The sequence below is a fragment of the Streptosporangium heterodermiicola genome, from assembly GCF_051390675.1.
Lineage (GTDB): Bacteria > Actinomycetota > Actinomycetes > Streptosporangiales > Streptosporangiaceae > Streptosporangium.
Genome location: NZ_JBPJSR010000031.1, coordinates 17,528 through 37,614, shown reverse-complemented (window position 1 = coordinate 37,614; position 20,087 = coordinate 17,528). Strand labels below are relative to the sequence as shown.

Sequence of the window (20,087 nt, the reverse complement as noted above, 5' to 3'; positions counted from 1 at the left end):
CTTTGATCCCTGCAACCAGGGTGATTCTCGAAAGCCGGACGTCGCCCGCCGTCCTACAGCTTGCCGACGACCTTGGCGAGCAGGCCGCCCATGCGCGTGGCGGTGGCCCGGCCGACCTCCAGCACCTCCTCGTGGTTGAGCGGCTCGCCCACCAGCCCGGCACCCGGGTTGGTGACCAGGGAGATGCCCAGCACCTCGGCGCCGCCCTCGCGGGCCGCGATGGCCTCCAGCACGGTGGACATGCCCACCATGTCGCCGCCGAGGACGCGGCACATGCGGACCTCGGCCGGGGTCTCGTACGTCGGGCCGCGGAAGGCCACGTAGACGCCCTCGGCCAGGGAGGGGTCGGCCTCGCGGGCCAGCGCGCGCAGGCGCGGGGTGTAGACGTCGGTGAGGTCGACGAAGGTGGCGCCGGTGATCGGGCTCGCACCGGTCAGGTTGATGTGGTCACTGATCAGTACCGCCTCGCCGACCTCCTGGGTCTCGGGGCGCAGGCCCCCGGCGGCGTTGGTCAGCACGACCGTGCCCGCCCCGGCCCTGATCGCGGTCCGTACGCCGTGCACGACCGGCTCCACGCCGCGGCCCTCGTAGAGATGGGTGCGGCCGAGGAAGATCAGTACGTTCTTGCCCGACTCGGTCCGCACGGCACGGATCCGGCCCGCGTGGCCCTGCACGGCGGGTGGCGCGAAGCCGGGCAGGTCGGTCACCGGGATCTCGGCGACCGTCTCGCCGATCGCGTCGGCGGCCGGGACCCAGCCGGACCCCATCACCAGCGCGACGTCGAAGGAATCCACGCCGACGGCGCTTCTCAGCGCGTCCGCGGCGTCGTTGGCGAGTGCGTAAGGGTCATTGGTCACGTCACTGAGCGTACCGGTCATCCGTCTTCGCGCCACGCCGTGTCTCCTGCTCGACGGAGGGTACGGCCGCCCGGGGCGGTGGAACCGAACCGTCAACCGAGCCGGGTGGCGATCACCGAGATCAGACCCACCGCCGCCCCCGCCGCGATCAGCCACGCCGAGTTCAGCTTCGTCCGCCACAGCGCCAGCAGCGTTCCGGCCGTCAGCGCCCAGGTGAGCGGATCGACGAGGGAGGTACGGCCGAGCTGGAGCGCGACTCCGGCCATCAGCGCCAGCGCGGCGGCGTTCACCCCGTCGAGCAACGCGCTCGACCAGGCCCTCGACCTGATCCGGTCGGTGATCCTGGTGAGCAGCCCGACCAGCAGGAAACTCGGCAGGAAGATCGCCACCGTGGCGAGGACGGCCCCCGGGGCTCCGGCGACCAGGTAGCCGACGAAGGTGGCCGTGGTGAACACCGGGCCCGGGGTGAACTGGCCGATCGAGACGGCGTCGGCGAGCTGGGTGGCGGTGAGCCAGCCGAGCCGCTCGACGAAGTCGCCCTCCAGGAAGGCGAGCAGGACGTAGCCGCTCCCGTACAGGACGGCTCCGATCTTGAGCATGGTGAGGAAGAGGCGGAGCAGCTGGTCGGGGTCCTGGCCACCGGCCAGGGCCAGCGGCGCGGCCAGCAGCGCCCGCGCGGTCCGCGAGCCGTCCCCGGCGTCCCCGGTGTTCCCAGCGTCTCCGGCGTTCCCGGGCGGTTCCCCTCCGGGCCCGCGCGGGCGGGAACGCCGGGCGGAGATCATCCGCGCGACCATGGTCAGCAGGCCCCCGGCGGCGAGCAGGAGCAGCTCGTTCACGCCGAGCAGGTAGGCCGTCAGGACCCCTGCGGCCAGGAGCCACAGATATCTGGTCCTCAGCGCGGTACGGACCAGGGAGAACAGGGCCCACGCGATGATCGCGACGACGACCGGCCTGATGCCGTACAGGATCCCGGTGACCTCGGGGGTGCGGCCGTAGCGGACGTACAGGGCCGCCAGCGCGCCGACCATGAGCGCGGCGGGCAGGATGAAGCAGACTCCGGCCGACACCAGGCCGCGCCACCGGGCGCGCTCGTGGCCGAGGTGGATGGCCAGCTCCGTGGAGGAGGGGCCGGGGATGAGGTTGGTCGCGCCGACCAGGTCGAGGAAGCGCTGCTCGGTCAGCCAGCCGCGCCGCCGTACCACCTCGTCGTGCATCATCGCGATGTGCGCCGCCGGACCGCCGAAGGCGATGACGCCCAGCCGCAGGAACAGCCAGGTCACCTCGCGCAGGGAGGACCCGCGCCCGGTCTCCCCGCCGTCGACAGGTGCGTCCCTCATCCTGGAATCATGGCATTTTTCCAGGTGAAGGCGGGGTGGCGTGCTGGTTAACGCCACGTGCCGCGCGGGCTCGCGTGCGGCCGATGACGCCTTGACCGGACACGGGGAAGGTCGCCCTCAGCTCCCCAGGGAGGTGCAGGGACGGCCGCGCAGCTCCCTGACGTAGTCGTCGGGGGCACCCGCGCGCTCGGCGGCCTCGGCCAGGATGCCGAGGTAGCGGGCCGAGGGCAGCCCGCCCTCGTACCCGTCGAGCACGTAGAACCACGCCACGACCTCGCCCTCCATGGTCTGCACCCGGAGCTTTACCTTGTGGTAGAGGCCCCGGGCCGCGCCCTCCCACTGGTCGAGGGAGCTCTCGTCCCACTCGGGGACGTCGTAGAGGACGACGAAAACCTGGTCGGCGGCATCCTCGACGATGGAGGCGAGCGCGCCCTCCCAGCCCAGGTCGTTACCGCCGAAGGTCAGGCGCCAGCCCTGGAGCCAGCCCGTCCCCCTGATCGGGGAGTGAGGGGCCCGCTGGGCCATCTGCTTCGGGTCCATGTTGCTGCCGTAAGCGGCGTAGACAGGCACGGAGACAAACACTAATCCAAGATCCGCGAGACGCTCACCCAGCTTCGAAGCCACGCCGATGTCCCGTGGAATCCCGATGGTTTTGTGGGGGTTTCGTGGTTTAAGAGGGATGCCGAGCGAGGTCCGGTTCCATCATGCGGGAGAATGGGCCATGTGACGAGGATAGTGATCATCGGTGGCGGTCCCGGCGGATACGAGGCGGCGCTGGTCGCCGCCCAACTGGGAGCGCAGGTCACCGTGGTCGAACAGGACGGCCCCGGAGGGGCCTGCGTTCTCACAGACTGCGTGCCGTCCAAGACGCTGATCGCCACCTCGGTGCGCAAGCAGGCGCTCCTCGACGCCAGCATGCTGGGGGTCCACTACACCGGCGGCCCCGACGGCGACGTCGGCGGTGTCATCGCCGACATGCCGCTGGTGAACAGGCGTGTCAAGGATCTCGCCCGCGCGCAGTCCGCCGACATCGCCGCCCGGCTCGCGGCGGAGGGCGTCGAGGTGATCAAGGCCCCGGGACGGCTCGTCGACCCGCAGGTGGTCAGGGCCGGAGACCGGACGATCCGCGCGGACGTCGTCATCGTGGCGACCGGCGCGACCCCGCGCATCCTGACCGGCGCCGAGCCCGACGGCGAGCGCATCCTCACCTGGCGCCAGCTGTACGACCTGGAGGAGCTGCCCGAGCACCTCATCGTGGTCGGCTCCGGCGTCACGGGCGCGGAGTTCGCGGGCGCCTACCGCTCGCTGGGCTCGGAGGTCACGCTCGTCTCCTCCCGCGACCGCATGATGCCGAACGAGGACGCCGACGCCGCCGAGGTCCTCGAAGAGGTCTACCGGCGCCGGGGCATGAACGTGATGGGCCGTTCCCGCGCCGAGTCCGTCAAGCGCACCCCGGACGGCGTGGTCGTCACCCTGGAGGACGGCCGGACCGCAGAGGGCAGCCACTGCCTCATGACGGTCGGCATGGTCCCCAACACCGCGGGGATTGGCCTTGAGGAGGCCGGGGTCACCCTCGACAAGGGCGGTTTCATCCAGGTCGACAAGGTCTCCCGCACCTCCGCGCCCGGCGTCTACGCGGCCGGAGACTGCACCGGGGTGCTGATGCTCGCCTCGGTCGCCGCGATGCAGGGCCGGATCGCCGTCTGGCACGCCCTCGGCGAGGCCGTGCACCCGCTCCGCCTGGCCACCGTCGCCTCCGCCATCTTCACCGACCCGGAGATCGCCGCCGTGGGCATCGCCGAGCGGGCGATCGAGAACGGCGAGATCGAGGCCAACATCGTCAAGCTGCCGCTGGCCACCAACGCCCGCGCCAAGATGCAGGGCTTCAACGACGGCTTCGTGAAGCTGTTCTGCCGCCCCAACACCGGAATCATCCTGGGCGGTGTGGTGGTCGCCCCCCGCGCGTCGGAGCTGATCCTGGCGGTCTCGGTCGCCGTACAGCAGCGGCTGACGGTCGACCAGATCGCCCACACCTTCGCGGTCTACCCCTCCCTGTCCGGCTCCGTCACCGAGGCCGCCCGCCGCCTCATGCAGCCGATGACCCCCAGCGGCATCTGACCCGTTCGTCCGGGTGACCTCGCCGTCAGGGACGGATGCGAAGGACGCGGACGCGCCCGTCGTCGCCGTACTCGAAACGGAAACGCAGGGTCACCGGGCTGCCGGGGAAGTCGCCGGAGATGTCCGCGGTGGCGAGGGTGGCGCCGTCGCCGGTGAGATCGACACCGGTGACGGTGTAGGTGACATCGGGCACACTCGTGCGCCAGGCGCGGATCGCGGCGATGCCGTGATGCTCGGCGCCCTCGTCCTCCACGGTCGCGTCGTCCTCGAACAGCGCGAAGTAGGCGTCCTGGTCGGGCAGGGCGGCCAGCTCGAAGTAGCGGCGGACGGTGCTCGGGATGGTGGGTACGTCGGACATGGGGATGTTTCCTTCCGTGTCGGTGTGTGAGATCGGTGGGAGATCGGCCGGGCCGATGAGCGGGGCCAGGTGGTGGATCGGTGAGCGGGCTCAGACGGCCGGGCCGATGAATGGGGCCAGACGGTGGATCGGTGAGCGGGGTCAGACGGTCGGCAGGGTGCCGCCGTCGATGACGTGTTCGGCGCCGACGATGGAGGCGGCGCGGTCGGAGACGAGGAACGCGGCGAGCTCGGCGACCTCCTCCGGGAAGGTGGGGCGGCCGAGGGGGATCCCTCCGAGGGAGTCCATCAGCTTTTCCGGCGCGGCCCGCCTGTCGATGCCGGCCCGCGTTAGCCGCCTGGCGATGGCGGCGCCCGTGCCCTTGGTACCGCCGGTGACCAGGGCGCGCCTTCCGCCGAGCGAGTCGCCGATGAAGGTCTCCACGGTGTGCTCCGTCCCGGGTACGGGCATGGCGAGGCCCGCACCCCCAGTTGCTGCTAAAATAGGAGTGAGTCACTTCGACTTTAGCAGTAACTATCCGGAGAGGGGTCACGGTGGCGAGCCGGATCAGACTGGAAGATCGTGAATGCCCGCTGTCGACGACGGTGGCTCACGTCGGGGAGTGGTGGACGCTGCTGATCCTGCACGACGCCTTCGACGGCTACACCCGCTTCGACGAGTTCCAGGAGAACCTGGGCATCTCCTCCAGCATGCTGACCAGCCGTCTCAAGACCCTCGTCGCCGACGGGCTGCTGGAGCGCCGTGCGTACCAGAGCAACCCCACCCGCCACGAGTACGTCCTGACCGAGCTGGGCCGGTCCCTGCGCCCGGTGATCGTCGCCCTGGCCGCCTGGGGCAACTCCCGGCTCGACCCGTCGCAGCGTGCCATGATCCTCGTCGACGCCGCCACCGGCCAGGAGGTCGAACCCGCCGTCGTCGACGCCGCCACCGGCCGTCGCCTCGACTCCAGCGAGGAGTTCGTCTTCGCCGCCGGTCCCGTCGCGAGCGAGACCATGCGCGCCCGCTACCTCCGTACTTCCGGGAACGGGCGCTGACCTTCAGGCCTCGCGTACTTGTGGGAACGGTCGCCGGCCCTCGGCCCCGTCCTTTGGCCCTGTCAGTGCACGCGGGAGCGGAGGCGGTCCAGGGCGGCTCCGCCGTCCCGGACGGCGCGGGCCACGAAGTGCAGCTCCTCCGGGCGGCGGGCGACCAGCAGAGCCTGCTTGGCCGCCTCGTAGGCGTCGAGCGCGAGGCGCCAGTCGCGGTCGGCGGTCATGCCGCCGCGCCCGCTCACCTGGAACTCGTAGTCGAGCTGGTCGATCCCCTCGCCCAGCCGGGTGATGTCCTCCTCGGCGCCGCGCCGCATCAGGACGAACCGGGCGTTGCGCCGGGTCCGCCGCTGGGCGCTAACTCCCCAGGCCACCACGGTCAGCGCCAGGCCCACGGCGCTGAGCACGACCATGACCAGCCCCACGGACGGGCCGCTCCCCGGACCGGCCTCGGCCTCCGGGGCGTCCGTCTCCCCGGTCCCGAAGATGTCGAGATCGGGCAGCGAGGTCGGCACCGCGACGGTGATGCCGGTGGGCTTGCCCTTGGAACCGGTGAGGTCGACGTCGTCGGCCTGGACGAAGGACGCGCCCTCCACCAGCGCGCCGGTGAAGTCGGCGCCGTCCAGCTCGGCCTGGGTGAACTCGGCCTCGCTCACGTCGGCGTCCTTGAACGTCGCGTTGCGCAGGTTCGCCTGGCTCATCTTGGCCTCGCGCATCTTGGCCCGGGTGAAGTCGGCCTTGCGCGCCTTGAGCTGGCCGGGGGTGCTCTCCTCCAGGTCGGCGTCGATCAGCTTGGCGTTGGTGAAGTCGACCTGGGTCAGCTCGGCCCTGGTCAGGGTCGCCCCGGTCAGGTTCACGTGCGGGAACTCCGCCTGCCCCGCCTCGGCGTCGATCAGGATCGCGCCCCGCATGTCGGCGTGGTCGGCGTGCATCTGTCCCAGGTCGGCCTCGGTGAAGTCGGCACTCCGCAGATCGGCGTACTTCAGCGTGGCCTGGGTGAGGTTGGCCTGCTTGAGCGAGGCACCGCGCAGGATCGCTCCGGTGAGGTCCTTCTGGAGCAGCTCCACGCCGTCCAGCTTGGCCTTGGTCAGGTCGGCGCAACGCAGGCTGATCGGGAGCTGGGCACCCCGGGTGAAGTCCTTGCCACGCAGGTTGACACCCTGACCGGGCTTGCACGGCCTGGCCGCGGCCTGGGCGGGAGAGATCACTGTCCCCGACAGCGCGAAGATCGCGACGATGAGAGCCAGGGGGATGGAACGACGCACGGGAGCCTCCTTCAAAGCAGCCCCGATCGTGTCAGCGGACCATTGCATCACGCTAGATACTCGCTTGCACCTTTTCCGTCAGGCGCTCTTCCGTCACCGAGGTCGACCTGTGCCGTCGTCAAGACGCGCGTCAGGGCGGCGCGAGGACGCAGAACTCGTGGCCCTCCGGGTCGGCCAGGCACGTCCACGGGACGTCGCCCTGACCGAGGTCGAGGTCGGTGGCGCCGAGGGCCCGCAACCGGGCCACCTCCGCCGCCTTGTCGTCGCCGGGGTACGGCAACAGGTCAAGATGAACGCGGTCCGGCACGGTCTTCCCGCCGGGCGTACGGAGGAGTTCCAGATACGGGCCGACCCCCTTGGCGGAGCGCAACACCGCCTGGTCGCCGGTCGCCTCGTGCAGGGTCCAGTCGATCGCCTCGCCCCAGAACCGGGCCATCGCCCGCGGATCCGCGCAGTCGACCACCACCGCGGCGATCGGCCCGGTGTCCCGGTAGACCTCCCGAGGCTCCAGCACGCAGAACTCGTTGCCCTCCGGGTCGGCCAGAACCGTCCACGGCACGTCGCCCTGACCCACGTCGACGGGCGTCGCGCCGAGAGCCTGGAGGCGCGCGACCAGCTCCGCCTGATGGGCCGCAGAGGTGGTGGCGAGATCGAGGTGCACACGGTTCTTCGTCGTCGTCTTGGGTTCCGGGACGGGAACGACGTCGACGCCGACGACGACCGGGTCCGGCCAGACGAGGCCGCCGCCGGGGTCGCCGGCGGGTCCGACGTAGGTGGTCACGCCGGGGCTGTGGGCACTCCAGCCGAGCGCCTCCGCCCAGAACCGGCCGACCGCCGGGGCGTCCAGAGCCTTGATGTTCACCTGAACAGGTCGCAGCGCCATGCGGGCGATCCTACGCACCCGCTCCCCCGACATGACGTCCGTGTTCAGGCCGGGCCGAGCAGGTCCCACCGATTACCGGAGATGTCCAGGAAGACGGCGATCCGCCCGTACGGCTCGGTGCGCGGCGCGGTCACGAACTCGACGCCGGACGCGACCATCCGCGCGTACGCGGCGTCGAAGTCGTCCACCCGCAGGAAGAGCCCCACCCGCCCGGCGAACTGCCCCCCGACGACGGCGGCCTGGCGCTCGCCGTCCGCACGGGCGAGGAGGATGCCGGTCCCACCTCCCGGCGGCCGGACGACGACCCACCGCTTCGGGCGGCCGTCGTTCGTCGACGACGGCGAGTCCTCGGCCAGCTCGAAGCCCAGGGCCTCGGTGAAGAACTCGATGGCCCGGTCGTAGTCCTCCACGACGACCGCCACCAGCTCGATCCACATCTCCATGATCGCAAGTCTTGCCGATGATCCGTAGGGGCGAAGCTTCTTGAGCCCATCCGAGATGGGTCAGACGACGGCTGTAGACCCCTTCATGGGCTACCGCTCTTCAGGGCAGAGCCAACGGATCAGGGGCGACGCCCGGTTGCCCGGTAGCACGCAGAATCAAAGTCGATGAGTGAGCACTCCTGAGCCTGACCATTCCCACCAGATCTCCCAGCGCGATCCGCGCGACCGGTCAGCGGAGATCATGGACGGACTGGAACGCGGTGAGCGGTACGCCGTCACACGCGACGGTCACCACATCGGCGATCTGGTTCCCGTCCGCCGCCGACGCGGGACCGTCTCGCGGGCCGAGTTCGCCGCCGTGTCTCGCGGCATGCCGTACATGGACGACCGAAAGCATCGCGAGGACACGGATCACCACGTCAACGACGGCCTCCACGACTCATACGATCGTGCCTACGGCAGAGGCGAGTTCGCGGAGGACGAGGAATGACCTTCACTCACGGGTTGCTCGACACCAACATTCGCAGTGGAAGGGGTTCTGGGTTTCGCAGCGGTGGATCCGCCGCCAGGGATGTGGTGGATCTGCCGATCTTCGCTCTTCTTTTCAGGTGATCTGAGGTCGGTGGCCGGGTGAGGCGGACGTGGTCGCCACCGCTCACCGGTCTGCACCGTGTCGCTAGGCATGCGTTTCAGGCTGTTGCGGCTCCATGCTTTTCGACGATCTCGTTGATCCGGGCTACGAGAAGGAAGTCCAGCTCGGTCACGACGTCGCCCGCGGTGTGGGTGGTCATGGTGATCTGTAGGAAATCCCAGCGGATATCGATGTCGGGACGATGTTCCAGCTCGATGGCTACCTGGGCGATTTCCGCGACAGCTCGCATCGCGCTGTCGTAATCGATCGAGTAGCTCTTGCTGATCTGACGGGTGTCGCCGGACCAGCCGCTCGATGCCAAGCGTCGCGCGACCTCCTCGGCGGACAGAGGATCACGAAGACCCATGCCTACCACCTCCCATCTCTCAAGTTTCCTACTGTGTGACTCTCGCCAGCATCTCAGTCACCTCCTGCCCTGTATCGGTATCCACCCACGCATCCATTCGGGTCGGTATGGCGGCCAGTTCCGCACGCTGGCGCACCGAGCCGGTCTGACGCAGAAGCTCGATCGCCTTCTTGGTCACCTCTGTCGCTCGTTCAGGCTCGGGGACCGCGGCGAGGGCTACACCCTGCCGAGCCAGGAACACTCCGATGTCACGGCGGGCCGTGGCCGGTATGGACGGAAGGATCTGATCCCAGAGGGCGACGGCTTCAACGTTGAGCCCGAGTCGCCCGTAGCAGGTGGCTCGTTGGATCTCCACGTAGTTGGGCGTTCGGCAGGCGTTTCCCCACATGCGGTCGTCGTCGATGAGTGCCGCGGCCTCATCCAGCAACGCGTCGCAGCGGGGTCCGATGCCAGCGCATACCCGTGGGCACCCTGCTGCAGAGCGAGCACCTGCGTCTTGGGCATGAGCCTGTTCCGGTTCGACAAGGCGGCAGCGGTAAGGTCGATCACGGTGGAGGTATCACCGAGATCAGTGGCCAGCATCGCCTTGTTCGTGAGGGCATGGCTGATCAGCTGGACGTCCTGAGCGCGATGCGCCATCTCCAGGTTGACGTTGAGCCACAAGGCCGCCTGTTCGGTCACACCCGCGTCCTGATACAGCCATCCGGCGAAGGCGGCGAAGCCCGCACCTAGTCGGGTGCTTCGGTGCTCAGTTCTGCCGTGGAGCCGGGTACGGCCGCCGAACGGCTCGCCGCGCATTACGAGATCCTGCGGGCCCGCCCTGTCACCACGTTGCTGGGCGGCGAGTTGCCGTTGCCGGCCGATGTGATGCTGGCCGAGCATGTCGTCCCTCGTTGACGCCGACGCGGCGCTGGCCGCCGAGCAGTTGCAGACCTACGCGTATGGATGGCTGGTCTGGTGGAGCCTGCGGTATCGGCGGTTCGAAGCGTGGGAGTGCAGGGATCCAGCGTGCTTTCGTACCGTCCACGCAGGCAGTGCCGCTGAACTGTGGGACCGGATGCGACAGGTGGAACTCGACCTGCGGCGAACTGGGCCCGACAGCGCCACGGCGCCCGCACGGACCGCTGCCGATCACCTGAGCCGACCACTCCCAGGGCCGCCGGAACGAACTCCCGCCCACCCCGGCCATCCGCCGGACCGACCACAACGAATCTTGAGTCCATGCCCTCACCCAGACGAAGGGACTCGGCTGTGATTCCGTCCTATGGCACGCCTGTGAGTGACCGGTTGAACGCGGCCACCTGGCGCTCCGCCGCCGTCACCGCACTGCAGCGCCTGCGGACCGAGCTGCACACCCACCGCATCTATCCTGCGATCTCCTACGACGAGGGCCAACCCCGCCTCGTGATCAGCGCCAAGCTGACCGTGTGGGCCGACCGCGCCGGGACCTTTTTCTGCTGGGGTACGGCCTACCAGGAGGAGCCTGCCGACCACGCGTCGGTAGATGACCTGGCGCAGGTCGCGGCCAGGATCGCCGAGCGGCTTGGTGAGCACTACGCCGATTCGGTGAACCCGCCCTGAGCAGCGTGTCGGCACGAAGAGCACGCCTCCTCGTGCTGACACGCCCAACTCCCGCGAGCGGTGGTGCGCAACCAGGGGCCGTTCGCGGGGCTGAACGCGACCGGACAACGCCCCGGGCATGGCGTCGTCGAACACTGGTCGCGGCGGTGCCCCCGCCTTCGGAGGGAGACGGGGGCACCGCGTATGTTTTCCATACCAAGCGCCTGAACCTGCCTGGCCGGTTGATAAATGGCATGCTTGGGCAGGGTCTCTTGCTCGATATGTGTCGCCCCTCTGGGGCCAGGCGCTAGATAATGCTGGACATCTGCGCCTGGAGCAGGCCACCGCTCCGTAGCCCCTTTGACGATCTAGGAACCCTTGGTACGCCCGCGACACGCGACCTGTTCCGAACCGCAAACCAGTATCAATCCGACTCGTCAGACGCTTCTCCCCTTGGGAAATGGCTAACGTCCCAGGTCAAGAACGCCCAGCACCGTCCCTCCGGGGTCGGTGAGGATCGCAATCTGACTGAGAAGGCCGCCTACGCCTGAGGCCTTGAGCAGGCAGTACCGTCCCTTCGGAGCAGGTGAGATCGCAACGATCAAGGCTTCGAGTTGCCATGTAGTCGTACGGAGAAATCGCCCGGCGGCAGGCGTAGGCCCTGCACCTCGTGTTCCTCGTCGTCGTGGTTGATGGCGAAGAGCCACTCGCCGCGTCGGACGAGTTCCACGGGGGTGGGGTGCAGGCCCAGCAGGTGGGCGTACGCGGTGTCGGAGAGCTGGGTGGAGATGTAGAGGGCGGTGCCGGAGCCGTAGCGGTGGCGGGTGATGGCGGGTTGTCCGGCGAGCGGGGTGTGGAAGGCGTGCGGGGTGCCGGAGGTGTGGGGGCCGGTGTAGACGGCCAGGGCCTCTGCGCCTTCGAGGTGGAGGTGCTCGCTCCAGAACGTTCCGGTACCTAGCTGGTTGTCCGGGGCGGACAGGCTGAGGGCGACGCCGGGAGGCAGGGGGTGGAACTCCTCGACGCGGATGCCGAGCAGGTCGCGGAGGGCGCCTGGATAGCCGCCCAGGCGGACGCGGGCGTGTTCGTCGGCGACGCCGCTGAGGTAGGAGACCACGAGGGTGCCGCCTCCGGAGACGTGGTGGCGCAGGTTGTCGGCGTCGGCGTCCGAGATGAGATACAGGGCGGGGACGAGCACGAGCGGGTACGCAGACAGGTCGGCCGAGGGGTGGACGAGGTCGGCGGTGACGCCGTGCCGGTAGAGCACCCGGTGGGCCCGGCGTACGGTCTCGGCGTAGTTCAGCTCGGTGGACGGCAGGCCGGGGGACTGGAGTGCCCAGCCCGCCTCGGCGTCCCAGAGGATCGCGGCCCCGGCCTCGACGGGGGCCGCGCAGGCGTCCGTCAGGGAGGGCAGGAGCGCGCCCAGGTCGCAGATCTCGCGGAAGATCCGTGAGTCGGGTCCGGAGTGCGGGACCATGCCGCCGTACCAGAGTTCGGCGCCGCCCCGGGAGGCCCGCCACTGGAAGAACATGGCCCCTCGCGAGCCCCGCGCGATGTGCGACAGGCTCAGCCTGGTGATCTCACCGGGGCGTTTGGCGAGCATCCGGGGGCCGGTGTAGGTGACCACCGCCTGTTCCATCAGCAGCCAGGGTTTTCCAGAGGGTGGGCCGGGGACGTGCTCCGGGGCACCTGCCGGGCCTGCCGGGGACGAGGCCCAGCCTCTGGCCAGGTCGGCGGCGAAGGCGGTCTCGGCGGGCGGGTCGGACGACGGGTAGTGGTCGATCGCGACGAGGTCGGCCTCGGCCGCCCAGTGGCGGTGGTTCACCGGCACCCAGTCGCCGAGGACGAAGTTCGTGGTGACCGGGATGTCAGGGGTGAGCTCGCGCAGCACGGTTCTCTGCTCGCGGAAGTGGTCGAGCATCGCGTCGGAGACGAACCGGCGGAAGTCGAGGACCTGGGAGGGGTTGGGCAGGTACTGGGTGGCGCGCGGCGGGGTGATCTGCTCCCACGCGGAGTAGTGCTGGCTCCAGAACGAGGTGGTCCAGGCGTCGTTCAGCGCGTCCAGGGTGCCGTGCCGCTCGCGCAGCCAGGTCCTGAAGGCCGAGGCGGCGTGCTCGCAGTGGCAGGTGGTGCCGTACTCGTTGTGGACGTGCCACATGGCGAGCGCGGGGTGGTCGCGGTAGCGCTCGGCGAGGGTGCGGGCGATGCGGGCGGAGGCGGCGCGGTAGGCGGGGGCGTGCACGCAGTAGGTGTCGCGGCTGCCGTGGGTGAGCCGGGTGCCGCCGGGGGTGACGGTGAGGGCGTCGGGGTGGGCCAGGCCGAACCAGGGGGGCGGGGAGGCGGTCGGGGTGGCCAGGTTGACCCCGATCCCGCCGTCGTGCAGCAGGTCGAGGACGCGGTCGAGCCACCCGAAGTCGTGGACGCCGGGTGACGGCTCCAGCCGGGCCCAGGAGAACACGCCGACGCTGACCAGGTTCACCCCGGCCCGCCGCATCAGCGCGACGTCCTCCTTCCAGACCTCCTCCGGCCACTGCTCGGGGTTGTAGTCCCCGCCGTAGCACAGCCCGCCGAACCGCCCAGGCCAGTCCACGGCCCCTCCCTTATTTGGCTGGAAACTAAACTAATTATCACGGGTCGCCGGTCCCGTTCAAGGGGACTACGCCGGGGGCGGGCGCGGGCGGGTCGCGGCAGGTGGGGGCATTGACGTTTGTTGGTTTGGACGTAAAACTAATTCAGCAAAGGAAGCCCGAGCGCTGGAGTTCCCATGCCCTACCGCCCCCCGTTGGTCGCGCACGAGTACTTCGTCGCCGATCCGCCGGAGCTGCCCGTCCGCTCGCACGGCGAGGAGGGCCTGTCGGTGCTGATCTCTGCGGAGCCGGTGGCATCCGACGCGGCCGGGGTGATCCTGAAGGCGGTGACCTCGGCCGAGGAGACGCTGCTGGTCCAGGTGGGTGTGGCGGGCGAGGGTGTGATCCGGGTCAGGCTCGGGGAGGACGCGGACGCGCGGACCAGGTCGGCCGCCGCGATCTCCATGGTCACGCCGGGCACGTTCGCCGGGGCGCGGGTGGAGAGCCGCGACGGGACGATCCTGCTCGACGCGGGCTCGCTCCGCGCGGAGATCACTCTGTCACCCTGGCACCTGAGGTTCACCGACGCGGGCGGGGCGCCGCTGCTGGAGCAGGACCGGGGGCACACCGACATCAGCGGCCGGTTGCGCACGCTGCCGTTCGGCCGCTCCAGCGTGGACGGCGCGGTGGCCGGATACCACGAGAGCTTCGCGGCCCCCGCCGACGAGGCGTTCGGCGGGTTCGGGGAGTCGTTCACCCGGCTCGACAAGCGCGGCCAGCGGCCGGTGATGTGGAACTTCGACGCCTTCGGCGCCGAGTCGCAGCGGGCGTACAAGAACATCCCGTTCTATCTGTCCAGCAGGGGTTACGGCGTGCTGGTGGACAGCGGGACGCCGGTGGAGTTCGACGTGTGCCAGTCGACGCACAGCTGCGTGCAGATCGTGGTGCCGGACGACCTGATCGACTACTACGTGATCGCCGGGCCCACCCCTGCGGAGGTGCTCGGCCGGTACGACCTGCTGACCTGCCGTCCGCTGCTCCCGCCGAAGTGGGCGTTCGGCACCTGGATCTCCTCGGGGTTCTTCGTCGACACCCAGGAGCGGGTGATGGCGAGGGCGCGGCGGATCCGCGAGCGGGGGATCCCGTGCGACGTGCTCCACCTGGACACGTACTGGCAGACGGACGGGCACTGGTCGGACATGCGCTGGGACGCGGAGGGCTTTCCCGACCCCACCGGGATGCTCGCCGAGCTGGACGCGATGGGCTTCAAGGTCTGCCTGTGGATGAACCCGTACGTCTCCCACCTCAGCCCGGCCTTCCTCCCCGCCGCCGAAAACGGATATTTCCTTAAAAAGATGGACGGTGAGGTGTACGTGGCCGACTGCTGGCACGGCTCCTACCCGGCCTGCGGCATCGTCGACTTCACCAACCCCGCCGCCGTGGAGTGGTTCAAGGGACTGCTGCGCCCGCTGCTCGAACAGGGCGTCCAGGTCTTCAAGACCGACTTCGCCGAGGGCGTGCCGCACGACGCGGTCGCGGCCAACGGCATGTCGGGCACCGACCTGCACAACGTCTACACGCTGCTGTTCAACGACGCCGTCTCCGAGGTGACCCGGGAGGTCGCCGGGCACGGCATGGTGTGGGCGCGCTCGTCGTTCCTCGGCGGGCAGCGGCACTCGGCGCAGTGGAGCGGCGACACCTACACCAGCTACGCCGCGATGGGCAGCACGCTGCGCGGCGGGCTGGCGCACGGGCTGTCCGGCGTCCCGTTCTGGAGCCACGACGCGGGCGGGTTCACCGGTCGCCCCACCGACGACCTGTACGTCAGATGGACCCAGTTCGGCGCGCTCTCCCCGCTGCTGCGCCTGCACGGCACCACCAGCCGGGAGCCGTGGGAGTTCCCCGAGGTCGAGGCGGCGGCGGTCGAGGCGCTGCGGCTGCGCTACCGGCTCATGCCGTACATCTACACGGCGGCCGTCGAGGCCGCCAGGACCGGGGCGCCGATGATGCGGGCGCTGTGCGTGGACCACCCGGACGACCCGGTGGCCTGGCAGGCCGACCTGCAGTACCTCCTCGGCCGCGACCTGCTGGTGGCGCCAATGACCTCGCCGGAGCAGGTCAGGAGGGTCTACCTGCCGGAAGGGGAGTGGGTGGACCACTGGACGGGCGAGATCCTGCCCGGCGGCCGGTACGTCACGGCCGCCACGCCGCTGGACCGCGTCCCGCTGTTCGCCCGGCGCGGCGCCCTCGTCCCGGTGCTCGCCGACCCGGACGGGACCGTCGGGGACGGGCCGTTCGGGGAGATCACCCTGGTCGCGTACGGCGCCGAGGCCCGTGAGGTCCGTACCACCGTCTCCGACCTCGACGGGGACACCACGATCATCGCGATCCCCGACGGGGAGGGCCTGCGGGTGACCGTCTCGGGGAGCGCGCGGATCGCGGGCGTCGAACCGGTGGGCCCGGGCGTCCCGGTCGTCATCGCCACCGTCTGATTCGCGGTGGAGCCGTCCACCCACGACGTCATGGTCGGCTCGGCCTCGGACGCGATCCGGCAGCGCGCGACCATACGGGTGGACGGCGAGCGCGTCCCGGCCCGCGATCTCACCCGGACCACCCGCGCCGCCGACTTCGACGACTACGCGGGCGTCGAGCTGGTCAACGAGACCAAGGTACGCGGCGACGCGGTCGGGGCCTCGGCGGGCGAGTGGATCTCCTTCGAGGACGCCGACCTCCGTGCCGGGGTCACCGGCGTGCGGCTCGGGGGCGCGGCCACCGCCGCCTCCTCCGTCGAGGTCCGCCTCGGCTCCCCGACCGGCAGGCTCGCCGGGACCGTGCCGGTACCCGCCACCGGCGGGACCTGCGCGTGGGCCACGGCCACCGCCCCCGTCTCCGTTGTACGGGGTGGGCAGGACGTCTACCTGGTCTTCCGTGGCAGCCTGCGGATCAAGGACGTGACCTTCACCCGCTGACCACCCACTGACCGCACCTCTCCCGCGGCCCGCCCCTCTCCCGCCGGGGGCGGGCCGTTCGGCGTGCGTGGTGACTTCCCGCCGCGTGAGCGGAAGAATCTCCCGGACCCCGTTTTTCCGGTCTTTTTCATGAGTCCGTTCCCGATGGTTTTCTCCGTGCCCGTCGGGCGAGCACATCTGTCGCAGAATTGTCGGCCGGTCCGGTTAGCATCTGCTCGTCAAAAGGAACGAGGGGCGACCCTTTATTCCTTGTCACGGATCGGCGAACGGGAGTTCTGTGAAATTGTTCAGCAGGGTCGGGCCTCGAATCGGAGGGCTGATGGCCGTTGTCGTCATGGTGGCGGGTGCCTTTGTCCCGGCGGCGCACGCCGCACCGGGGCAGGCCGTTTTCGGTACGGGTTCCGCCGCGCTCGCGCAGGACGATCCGGTTCGGAATCCCGTGGGGAAGGCCACCATCCTCTTCGAGCGGACCACCGCGTCGAAGTGCCCGGTGACCTTCAGGATCCACGGTTCCTTCGAGGGGCTCCCCGACGACGTGCAGCTCGTCCGGTACCGCGTCGTCGGCACCGAGAAGTGGCGGAGCGTCAAGGCGCCGGCCGGCCACGGTGGCGCGTTCACCGCCGTCCTGCAGACGTTCACCTGGGACTGGGAGACGGCGGAGACGTCGGTTCAGATCGAGATCAAGCAGCCGGACGGTCTCGTGTCCAACGTCCTCCACTACTTCAAGTGCGGGTCGCCGGGCGAGGACGAGACGTTCGGCGAGACCACGGGGAACATCGGCCTGACGGCCTCCGGCGGCCCGCTGGCCGAGCTGGTCGCCGACGCCTACGTGGACGCCGTCCAGGCCCTCTCCGGCGCGGAGGTCGCCCTGGTCAGCAGGTACGGGTTCCACACGGACCTGGACGCGGGGCCGGTCACCTCCGAGGAACTGTGGGCCACCCAGTCGGCGGGGCTCGCCGTGGACGTGCACGCGATGACCGGCGCGCAGCTCAAGAACATCCTGGCGTATCCGAACCCGCAGGGCTGGGTGCTCACCCCCTCGGCCGCGCTCCGCTACACGCTGGAGGGTGGGGCCGTCACGGAGATGACGCTGAACGGTGTCCCGGTGACCGACACCCAGGTGATCAAGATCGCGGCCAACTACATCCTGATGGGTGGCTGGCAGGGTTTCCCGAGATGGGAGGGGACCACCAGCGTCTATCACGGCGGCCCGGACGACATGGCGGCACTGGCGTCCTATCTCGTGAAGAACTCGCCGGTGAACGCTCCGGCGGGAGACCGCGTCACCGTTCGATGAGTGCCGTGAAATCGGCTGGACGAACATAACACCGGATAACAGGGCCGGTCGCCGGGCGGAACTCGTTCCGCCCGGCGACCGGCTGAAGCATTCCCCCGGATGAAAGAAAAGCCTTTCACGCCACCGCTCCCGGATCGACGCCTCCGCATTGGAGTCGCAGGCGTTCCCGGTGTGCCGGAGAACGCCGAGGGCCCGGAGAAAATCGAACAGTTCTGTCATTCGTCGGACGCGGTGGGTCCAGGCGGCCGGTCCGTGCCTGTGCCCTATGGCGCCAACGCTCGCCGGACGCGTCCTGGAACCGGTGGCCGGTGGGCGGCCCGAAGATATCCGGCCAAACCTGAATCGCACGAAACTCAACCGGAGGGCAGGCGGCCTGCGCCGTCAAGTTGAGAAATGCTCGATGAGAATGGAGCTTCGGATCCTGGCTTTCGGAGAGTTCGTGGCCGGACGCGGCGCCTGAAGCCGATGCCGCGAGGCGCTCTTCCAGGGTGTCACCGCCGGCCGGGCCAGGCGCGTGCGGCGAGGTTGCGGGTGGCGATTCCGAGCCGCGTTTTGGGGATGAGCAGTGCCGTGGCCCGGCCGATGCCGCGCTGCTTCGGGTCGACCAGGGTGCGGTGCCCGGCCTCGTAGTGGCGGAACGCCTCCGCGTGGTCGGCCGGTCGCGCGGCGAGCGCCTTGGCGAGGGTGTGGGCACCGGCGATGGCGAGGCTGGAACCGTCGCCGAACAGCGACACGCACGACGCCGCGTCGCCGAGCAGCGCGACGCGGCCCCGCGCCCAGGTGGGCAGGCGCACGTGGCTGACCGAGTCGAAGTACAGGTCCTCGGTCTTCCGGAGCCGTTCGAGCAGCTCCGGCACCCGCCAACCGGCGCCCGCGTAGGCCTCGGTGACGATCCGCCTGTGCTGCTCGGTGTCGCGGTGATCGAAGCCGTCGATCGCCGGGCCGCGGAAGATGAAGGCGGCCACGGCGTCGCCCCGTGACGGGTGGATGGAGACCATCCTGCCGGGGGTGTTGTACATGAGCACGTCGTGCGGGTGGTCGACCGGGCCGCCGAGGGGCAGGGTCGCGACGTAGACGCCCATGTGCCGTACGAAGCCGGACTCCGGGCCGAACGCCAGCCGCCGCACCGCGGAGTGGAGCCCGTCGGCGCCGACGACGAGGTCGAAGCGGCGCGGCCCGGCGCGGTCGAAGGTGACGTCGACGCCGTGCTCGTCCTGCCGCAGGGTGACGATCGTGTCGTCGAACAGGAACTCGGCGTCGTCACGGACGGTCTCGTGAAGGGCGGCGGCCAGGTCGCCGCGCGGGAGCTCGACCTCCCGGTTGCCGGCGGCGCTGCGGGTGGCGGGCAGGGCCACGCGGGCGATCCGCCGTCCGGAGGCGTCGACGACGCTCATCGCGGTCGCCCGGGTGGCGAGCTCGCGCAGGCGGGGCATGAGGCCCATCTCCTCGGCCACGGGCAGGGCGGGGCCGCGCACGTCGACGGGATTGCCGCTGGAGCGCAGGCCCTGCGCCCGCTCCACGACGGTGGGACGTAGCCCGTGACGGGCCAGCCAGTAGGCCAGGGTGGGGCCGGCGATGCCGCCGCCGGAGATCAGCACGCTGCGAGGGGACATGCCCACACCATAACCGCACTCGGTGCAGATTTGCAATGAGTGCCCATCAGCGTCGAGTGCATATAAGCGCCGAGTGCTGTCTTGCGCCGGATGTCTGTCCGCGCCGGGTGCCGTACGCTGGGTCGCGTGTCCCTTCGTGACCGCAAGCGGGCCCGCACCCGCCAGACCCTCATCGACGCCGCGACGGAGCTGTTCGAGCGCGACGGCTACGACGAGACGACCATCGCCGACATCGCCGCCGCCGCCGACATCGGCACCCGCACGTTCTTCAGCTACTTCGCCAGCAAGGAGGAGTTGCTGTTCCCGGAGAGCGACGCGCGGGTGCGCGCGGCGATCGAGGCCATCGCGTCACGCGGCCCGGACGACGGACCGGCCGAGGTGCTGCTGCGCGCGCTGCGCAAGGTCGGCGACGACAACGACGACATGGCGAGCCGGCTCGCCGCGCTGCGGCTGAGGTTGGTGCGGACCGTGCCGGTGGTGCGCGGGCGGGCGCTCCAGATGCAGTTCGACGCGCAGCGCGAGATCGCCGGGCATCTGGCCTCGGCGTTTCCCGAGCGGCTCGACGAGGTGAGCGCGGCGGCGCTCACCGGGGCGTTCGTCGGCGCGGTCACGAGCGCGCTGCAGGTGCTGCTCGACGACCCCGACCGGATCGGGGACCCGGCCGAGGTGCAGGCGGCCGTCCGCCGGGCGACCGACGTGGCGCTCACCCCGTGGCTGCGGGCGTCGGCCGGACCGTGGCTGGAGACGTCGGCCGGACGACCGGACCGCCCGCCGCGCGACACGGCCTGAGCCGTTCA

Annotated in this window: 22 protein-coding genes; 10 read left to right on the top strand and 12 right to left on the bottom strand. The window is 70.1% G+C overall.

The annotated features are described in order from the left end of the window. Positions 1–53 precede the first annotated feature (53 nt). The 3 genes from ACSC1Q_RS38835 to ACSC1Q_RS38825 all read right to left on the bottom strand — a co-directional run bounded on the left by ACSC1Q_RS38835 (position 54) and on the right by ACSC1Q_RS38825 (position 2,764). The gene (locus ACSC1Q_RS38835) at positions 54–857 is read right to left on the bottom strand and encodes a purine-nucleoside phosphorylase (protein WP_436763734.1); all 804 of its coding nucleotides are present in this window, start codon (positions 855–857) and stop codon (positions 54–56) included. 92 nt (positions 858–949) lie between these two features. Then, a complete protein-coding gene (chrA, locus tag ACSC1Q_RS38830) occupies positions 950–2,194 on the bottom strand; it encodes a chromate efflux transporter (RefSeq protein ID WP_436763733.1) in 1,245 nt (414 codons plus the stop codon). A 117-nt stretch (positions 2,195–2,311) separates the two neighbouring features. Next, positions 2,312–2,764, bottom strand: coding sequence for a gamma-glutamylcyclotransferase family protein (locus tag ACSC1Q_RS38825; RefSeq protein WP_344750057.1), 453 nt, complete (start codon positions 2,762–2,764; stop codon positions 2,312–2,314). Positions 2,765–2,917: 153 nt separating this feature from the next. Here ACSC1Q_RS38825 and ACSC1Q_RS38820 point away from each other — a divergent pair, with 153 nt between their 5' ends. Then, positions 2,918–4,312 (top strand): NAD(P)H-quinone dehydrogenase, encoded by a 1,395-nt coding sequence (locus ACSC1Q_RS38820; protein ID WP_350975440.1) that lies wholly within the window; start codon positions 2,918–2,920, stop codon positions 4,310–4,312. A 25-nt stretch (positions 4,313–4,337) separates the two neighbouring features. On the opposite strand, the gene ACSC1Q_RS38815 is transcribed toward ACSC1Q_RS38820, so the two are convergent. Both ACSC1Q_RS38815 and ACSC1Q_RS38810 read right to left on the bottom strand, forming a co-directional pair. Further along, a complete protein-coding gene (locus tag ACSC1Q_RS38815) occupies positions 4,338–4,670 on the bottom strand; it encodes a nuclear transport factor 2 family protein (RefSeq protein ID WP_436763732.1) in 333 nt (110 codons plus the stop codon). Positions 4,671–4,811: 141 nt separating this feature from the next. Then, entirely contained in the window at positions 4,812–5,093 is a 282-nt protein-coding gene (locus tag ACSC1Q_RS38810) for an SDR family oxidoreductase (RefSeq protein WP_436763731.1), read from the bottom strand. A 110-nt stretch (positions 5,094–5,203) separates the two neighbouring features. Between ACSC1Q_RS38810 and ACSC1Q_RS38805 the strand changes: the two genes are divergently transcribed. Next, the gene (locus tag ACSC1Q_RS38805) at positions 5,204–5,704 is read left to right on the top strand and encodes a winged helix-turn-helix transcriptional regulator (RefSeq protein WP_436763730.1); all 501 of its coding nucleotides are present in this window, start codon (positions 5,204–5,206) and stop codon (positions 5,702–5,704) included. A gap of 62 nt (positions 5,705–5,766) precedes the next feature. Here ACSC1Q_RS38805 and ACSC1Q_RS38800 read toward each other — a convergent pair whose 3' ends face one another. The 3 genes from ACSC1Q_RS38800 to ACSC1Q_RS38790 form a co-directional block, all read right to left on the bottom strand. Continuing rightward, positions 5,767–6,963, bottom strand: a complete 1,197-nt coding sequence (locus ACSC1Q_RS38800; protein ID WP_436763729.1) for a pentapeptide repeat-containing protein — start codon at positions 6,961–6,963, stop codon at positions 5,767–5,769. Positions 6,964–7,093: 130 nt separating this feature from the next. Continuing rightward, on the bottom strand, positions 7,094–7,846 hold the full coding sequence (locus tag ACSC1Q_RS38795; protein ID WP_436763728.1) for a VOC family protein: 753 nt from the start codon (positions 7,844–7,846) through the stop codon (positions 7,094–7,096). Between the two features lie 44 nt (positions 7,847–7,890). Beyond that, complete coding sequence (locus ACSC1Q_RS38790) at positions 7,891–8,289, bottom strand: VOC family protein (protein ID WP_436763727.1); 399 nt, start codon at positions 8,287–8,289, stop codon at positions 7,891–7,893. Between the two features lie 169 nt (positions 8,290–8,458). Here ACSC1Q_RS38790 and ACSC1Q_RS38785 point away from each other — a divergent pair, with 169 nt between their 5' ends. Continuing rightward, positions 8,459–8,779, top strand: a complete 321-nt coding sequence (locus tag ACSC1Q_RS38785) for a type II toxin-antitoxin system Phd/YefM family antitoxin (RefSeq protein WP_436763726.1) — start codon at positions 8,459–8,461, stop codon at positions 8,777–8,779. Positions 8,780–8,978: 199 nt separating this feature from the next. Here ACSC1Q_RS38785 and ACSC1Q_RS38780 read toward each other — a convergent pair whose 3' ends face one another. Beyond that, positions 8,979–9,287 (bottom strand): 4a-hydroxytetrahydrobiopterin dehydratase, encoded by a 309-nt coding sequence (locus ACSC1Q_RS38780; RefSeq protein WP_436763725.1) that lies wholly within the window; start codon positions 9,285–9,287, stop codon positions 8,979–8,981. 28 nt (positions 9,288–9,315) lie between these two features. Beyond that, positions 9,316–9,714: a hypothetical protein gene (locus ACSC1Q_RS38775; RefSeq protein ID WP_436763724.1), complete on the bottom strand. Its 399-nt coding sequence runs from the start codon at positions 9,712–9,714 to the stop codon at positions 9,316–9,318. A 35-nt stretch (positions 9,715–9,749) separates the two neighbouring features. Here ACSC1Q_RS38775 and ACSC1Q_RS38770 point away from each other — a divergent pair, with 35 nt between their 5' ends. The 3 genes from ACSC1Q_RS38770 to ACSC1Q_RS38760 all read left to right on the top strand — a co-directional run bounded on the left by ACSC1Q_RS38770 (position 9,750) and on the right by ACSC1Q_RS38760 (position 10,868). Then, positions 9,750–10,019, top strand: a complete 270-nt coding sequence (locus ACSC1Q_RS38770) for a hypothetical protein (RefSeq protein ID WP_436763723.1) — start codon at positions 9,750–9,752, stop codon at positions 10,017–10,019. A gap of 12 nt (positions 10,020–10,031) precedes the next feature. Next, positions 10,032–10,184: a hypothetical protein gene (locus ACSC1Q_RS38765; RefSeq protein WP_436763722.1), complete on the top strand. Its 153-nt coding sequence runs from the start codon at positions 10,032–10,034 to the stop codon at positions 10,182–10,184. Positions 10,185–10,562: 378 nt separating this feature from the next. Next, positions 10,563–10,868: a hypothetical protein gene (locus ACSC1Q_RS38760; protein WP_436763721.1), complete on the top strand. Its 306-nt coding sequence runs from the start codon at positions 10,563–10,565 to the stop codon at positions 10,866–10,868. A 580-nt stretch (positions 10,869–11,448) separates the two neighbouring features. Here the strand turns inward: ACSC1Q_RS38760 and ACSC1Q_RS38755 are convergent. Further along, a complete protein-coding gene (locus ACSC1Q_RS38755; RefSeq protein ID WP_436763720.1) occupies positions 11,449–13,434 on the bottom strand; it encodes a beta-galactosidase in 1,986 nt (661 codons plus the stop codon). A 174-nt stretch (positions 13,435–13,608) separates the two neighbouring features. Between ACSC1Q_RS38755 and ACSC1Q_RS38750 the strand changes: the two genes are divergently transcribed. From ACSC1Q_RS38750 to ACSC1Q_RS38740, 3 genes are all read left to right on the top strand, one after another. Next, positions 13,609–15,903, top strand: coding sequence for a TIM-barrel domain-containing protein (locus ACSC1Q_RS38750; protein ID WP_436763719.1), 2,295 nt, complete (start codon positions 13,609–13,611; stop codon positions 15,901–15,903). 6 nt (positions 15,904–15,909) lie between these two features. Beyond that, positions 15,910–16,380 (top strand): carbohydrate-binding protein, encoded by a 471-nt coding sequence (locus ACSC1Q_RS38745; RefSeq protein WP_436763718.1) that lies wholly within the window; start codon positions 15,910–15,912, stop codon positions 16,378–16,380. Positions 16,381–16,699: 319 nt separating this feature from the next. After that, the gene (locus ACSC1Q_RS38740) at positions 16,700–17,677 is read left to right on the top strand and encodes a 5'-nucleotidase C-terminal domain-containing protein (RefSeq protein ID WP_436763717.1); all 978 of its coding nucleotides are present in this window, start codon (positions 16,700–16,702) and stop codon (positions 17,675–17,677) included. Between the two features lie 491 nt (positions 17,678–18,168). Here ACSC1Q_RS38740 and ACSC1Q_RS38735 read toward each other — a convergent pair whose 3' ends face one another. Further along, complete coding sequence (locus ACSC1Q_RS38735) at positions 18,169–19,290, bottom strand: FAD-dependent monooxygenase (RefSeq protein WP_436763716.1); 1,122 nt, start codon at positions 19,288–19,290, stop codon at positions 18,169–18,171. Positions 19,291–19,416: 126 nt separating this feature from the next. Here ACSC1Q_RS38735 and ACSC1Q_RS38730 point away from each other — a divergent pair, with 126 nt between their 5' ends. Next, positions 19,417–20,079 (top strand): TetR/AcrR family transcriptional regulator, encoded by a 663-nt coding sequence (locus ACSC1Q_RS38730; protein WP_436763715.1) that lies wholly within the window; start codon positions 19,417–19,419, stop codon positions 20,077–20,079. Positions 20,080–20,087: the final 8 nt, after the last annotated feature.

What these genes read in the sequence shown, in the direction of transcription:
- ACSC1Q_RS38815 (WP_436763732.1), bottom strand. Translation starts at nt 4,670, where the DNA reads ATGTCCGACGTACCCACCATCCCGAGCACCGTCCGCCGCTACTTCGAG.
- ACSC1Q_RS38780 (WP_436763725.1), bottom strand. Translation starts at nt 9,287, where the DNA reads ATGGGTCTTCGTGATCCTCTGTCCGCCGAGGAGGTCGCGCGACGCTTG.
- ACSC1Q_RS38740 (WP_436763717.1), top strand. Translation starts at nt 16,700, where the DNA reads ATGGCCGTTGTCGTCATGGTGGCGGGTGCCTTTGTCCCGGCGGCGCAC.
- ACSC1Q_RS38795 (WP_436763728.1), bottom strand. Translation starts at nt 7,846, where the DNA reads ATGGCGCTGCGACCTGTTCAGGTGAACATCAAGGCTCTGGACGCCCCG.
- ACSC1Q_RS38790 (WP_436763727.1), bottom strand. Translation starts at nt 8,289, where the DNA reads ATGGAGATGTGGATCGAGCTGGTGGCGGTCGTCGTGGAGGACTACGAC.
- ACSC1Q_RS38735 (WP_436763716.1), bottom strand. Translation starts at nt 19,290, where the DNA reads ATGTCCCCTCGCAGCGTGCTGATCTCCGGCGGCGGCATCGCCGGCCCC.
- chrA (WP_436763733.1), bottom strand. Translation starts at nt 2,194, where the DNA reads ATGAGGGACGCACCTGTCGACGGCGGGGAGACCGGGCGCGGGTCCTCC.
- ACSC1Q_RS38750 (WP_436763719.1), top strand. Translation starts at nt 13,609, where the DNA reads ATGCCCTACCGCCCCCCGTTGGTCGCGCACGAGTACTTCGTCGCCGAT.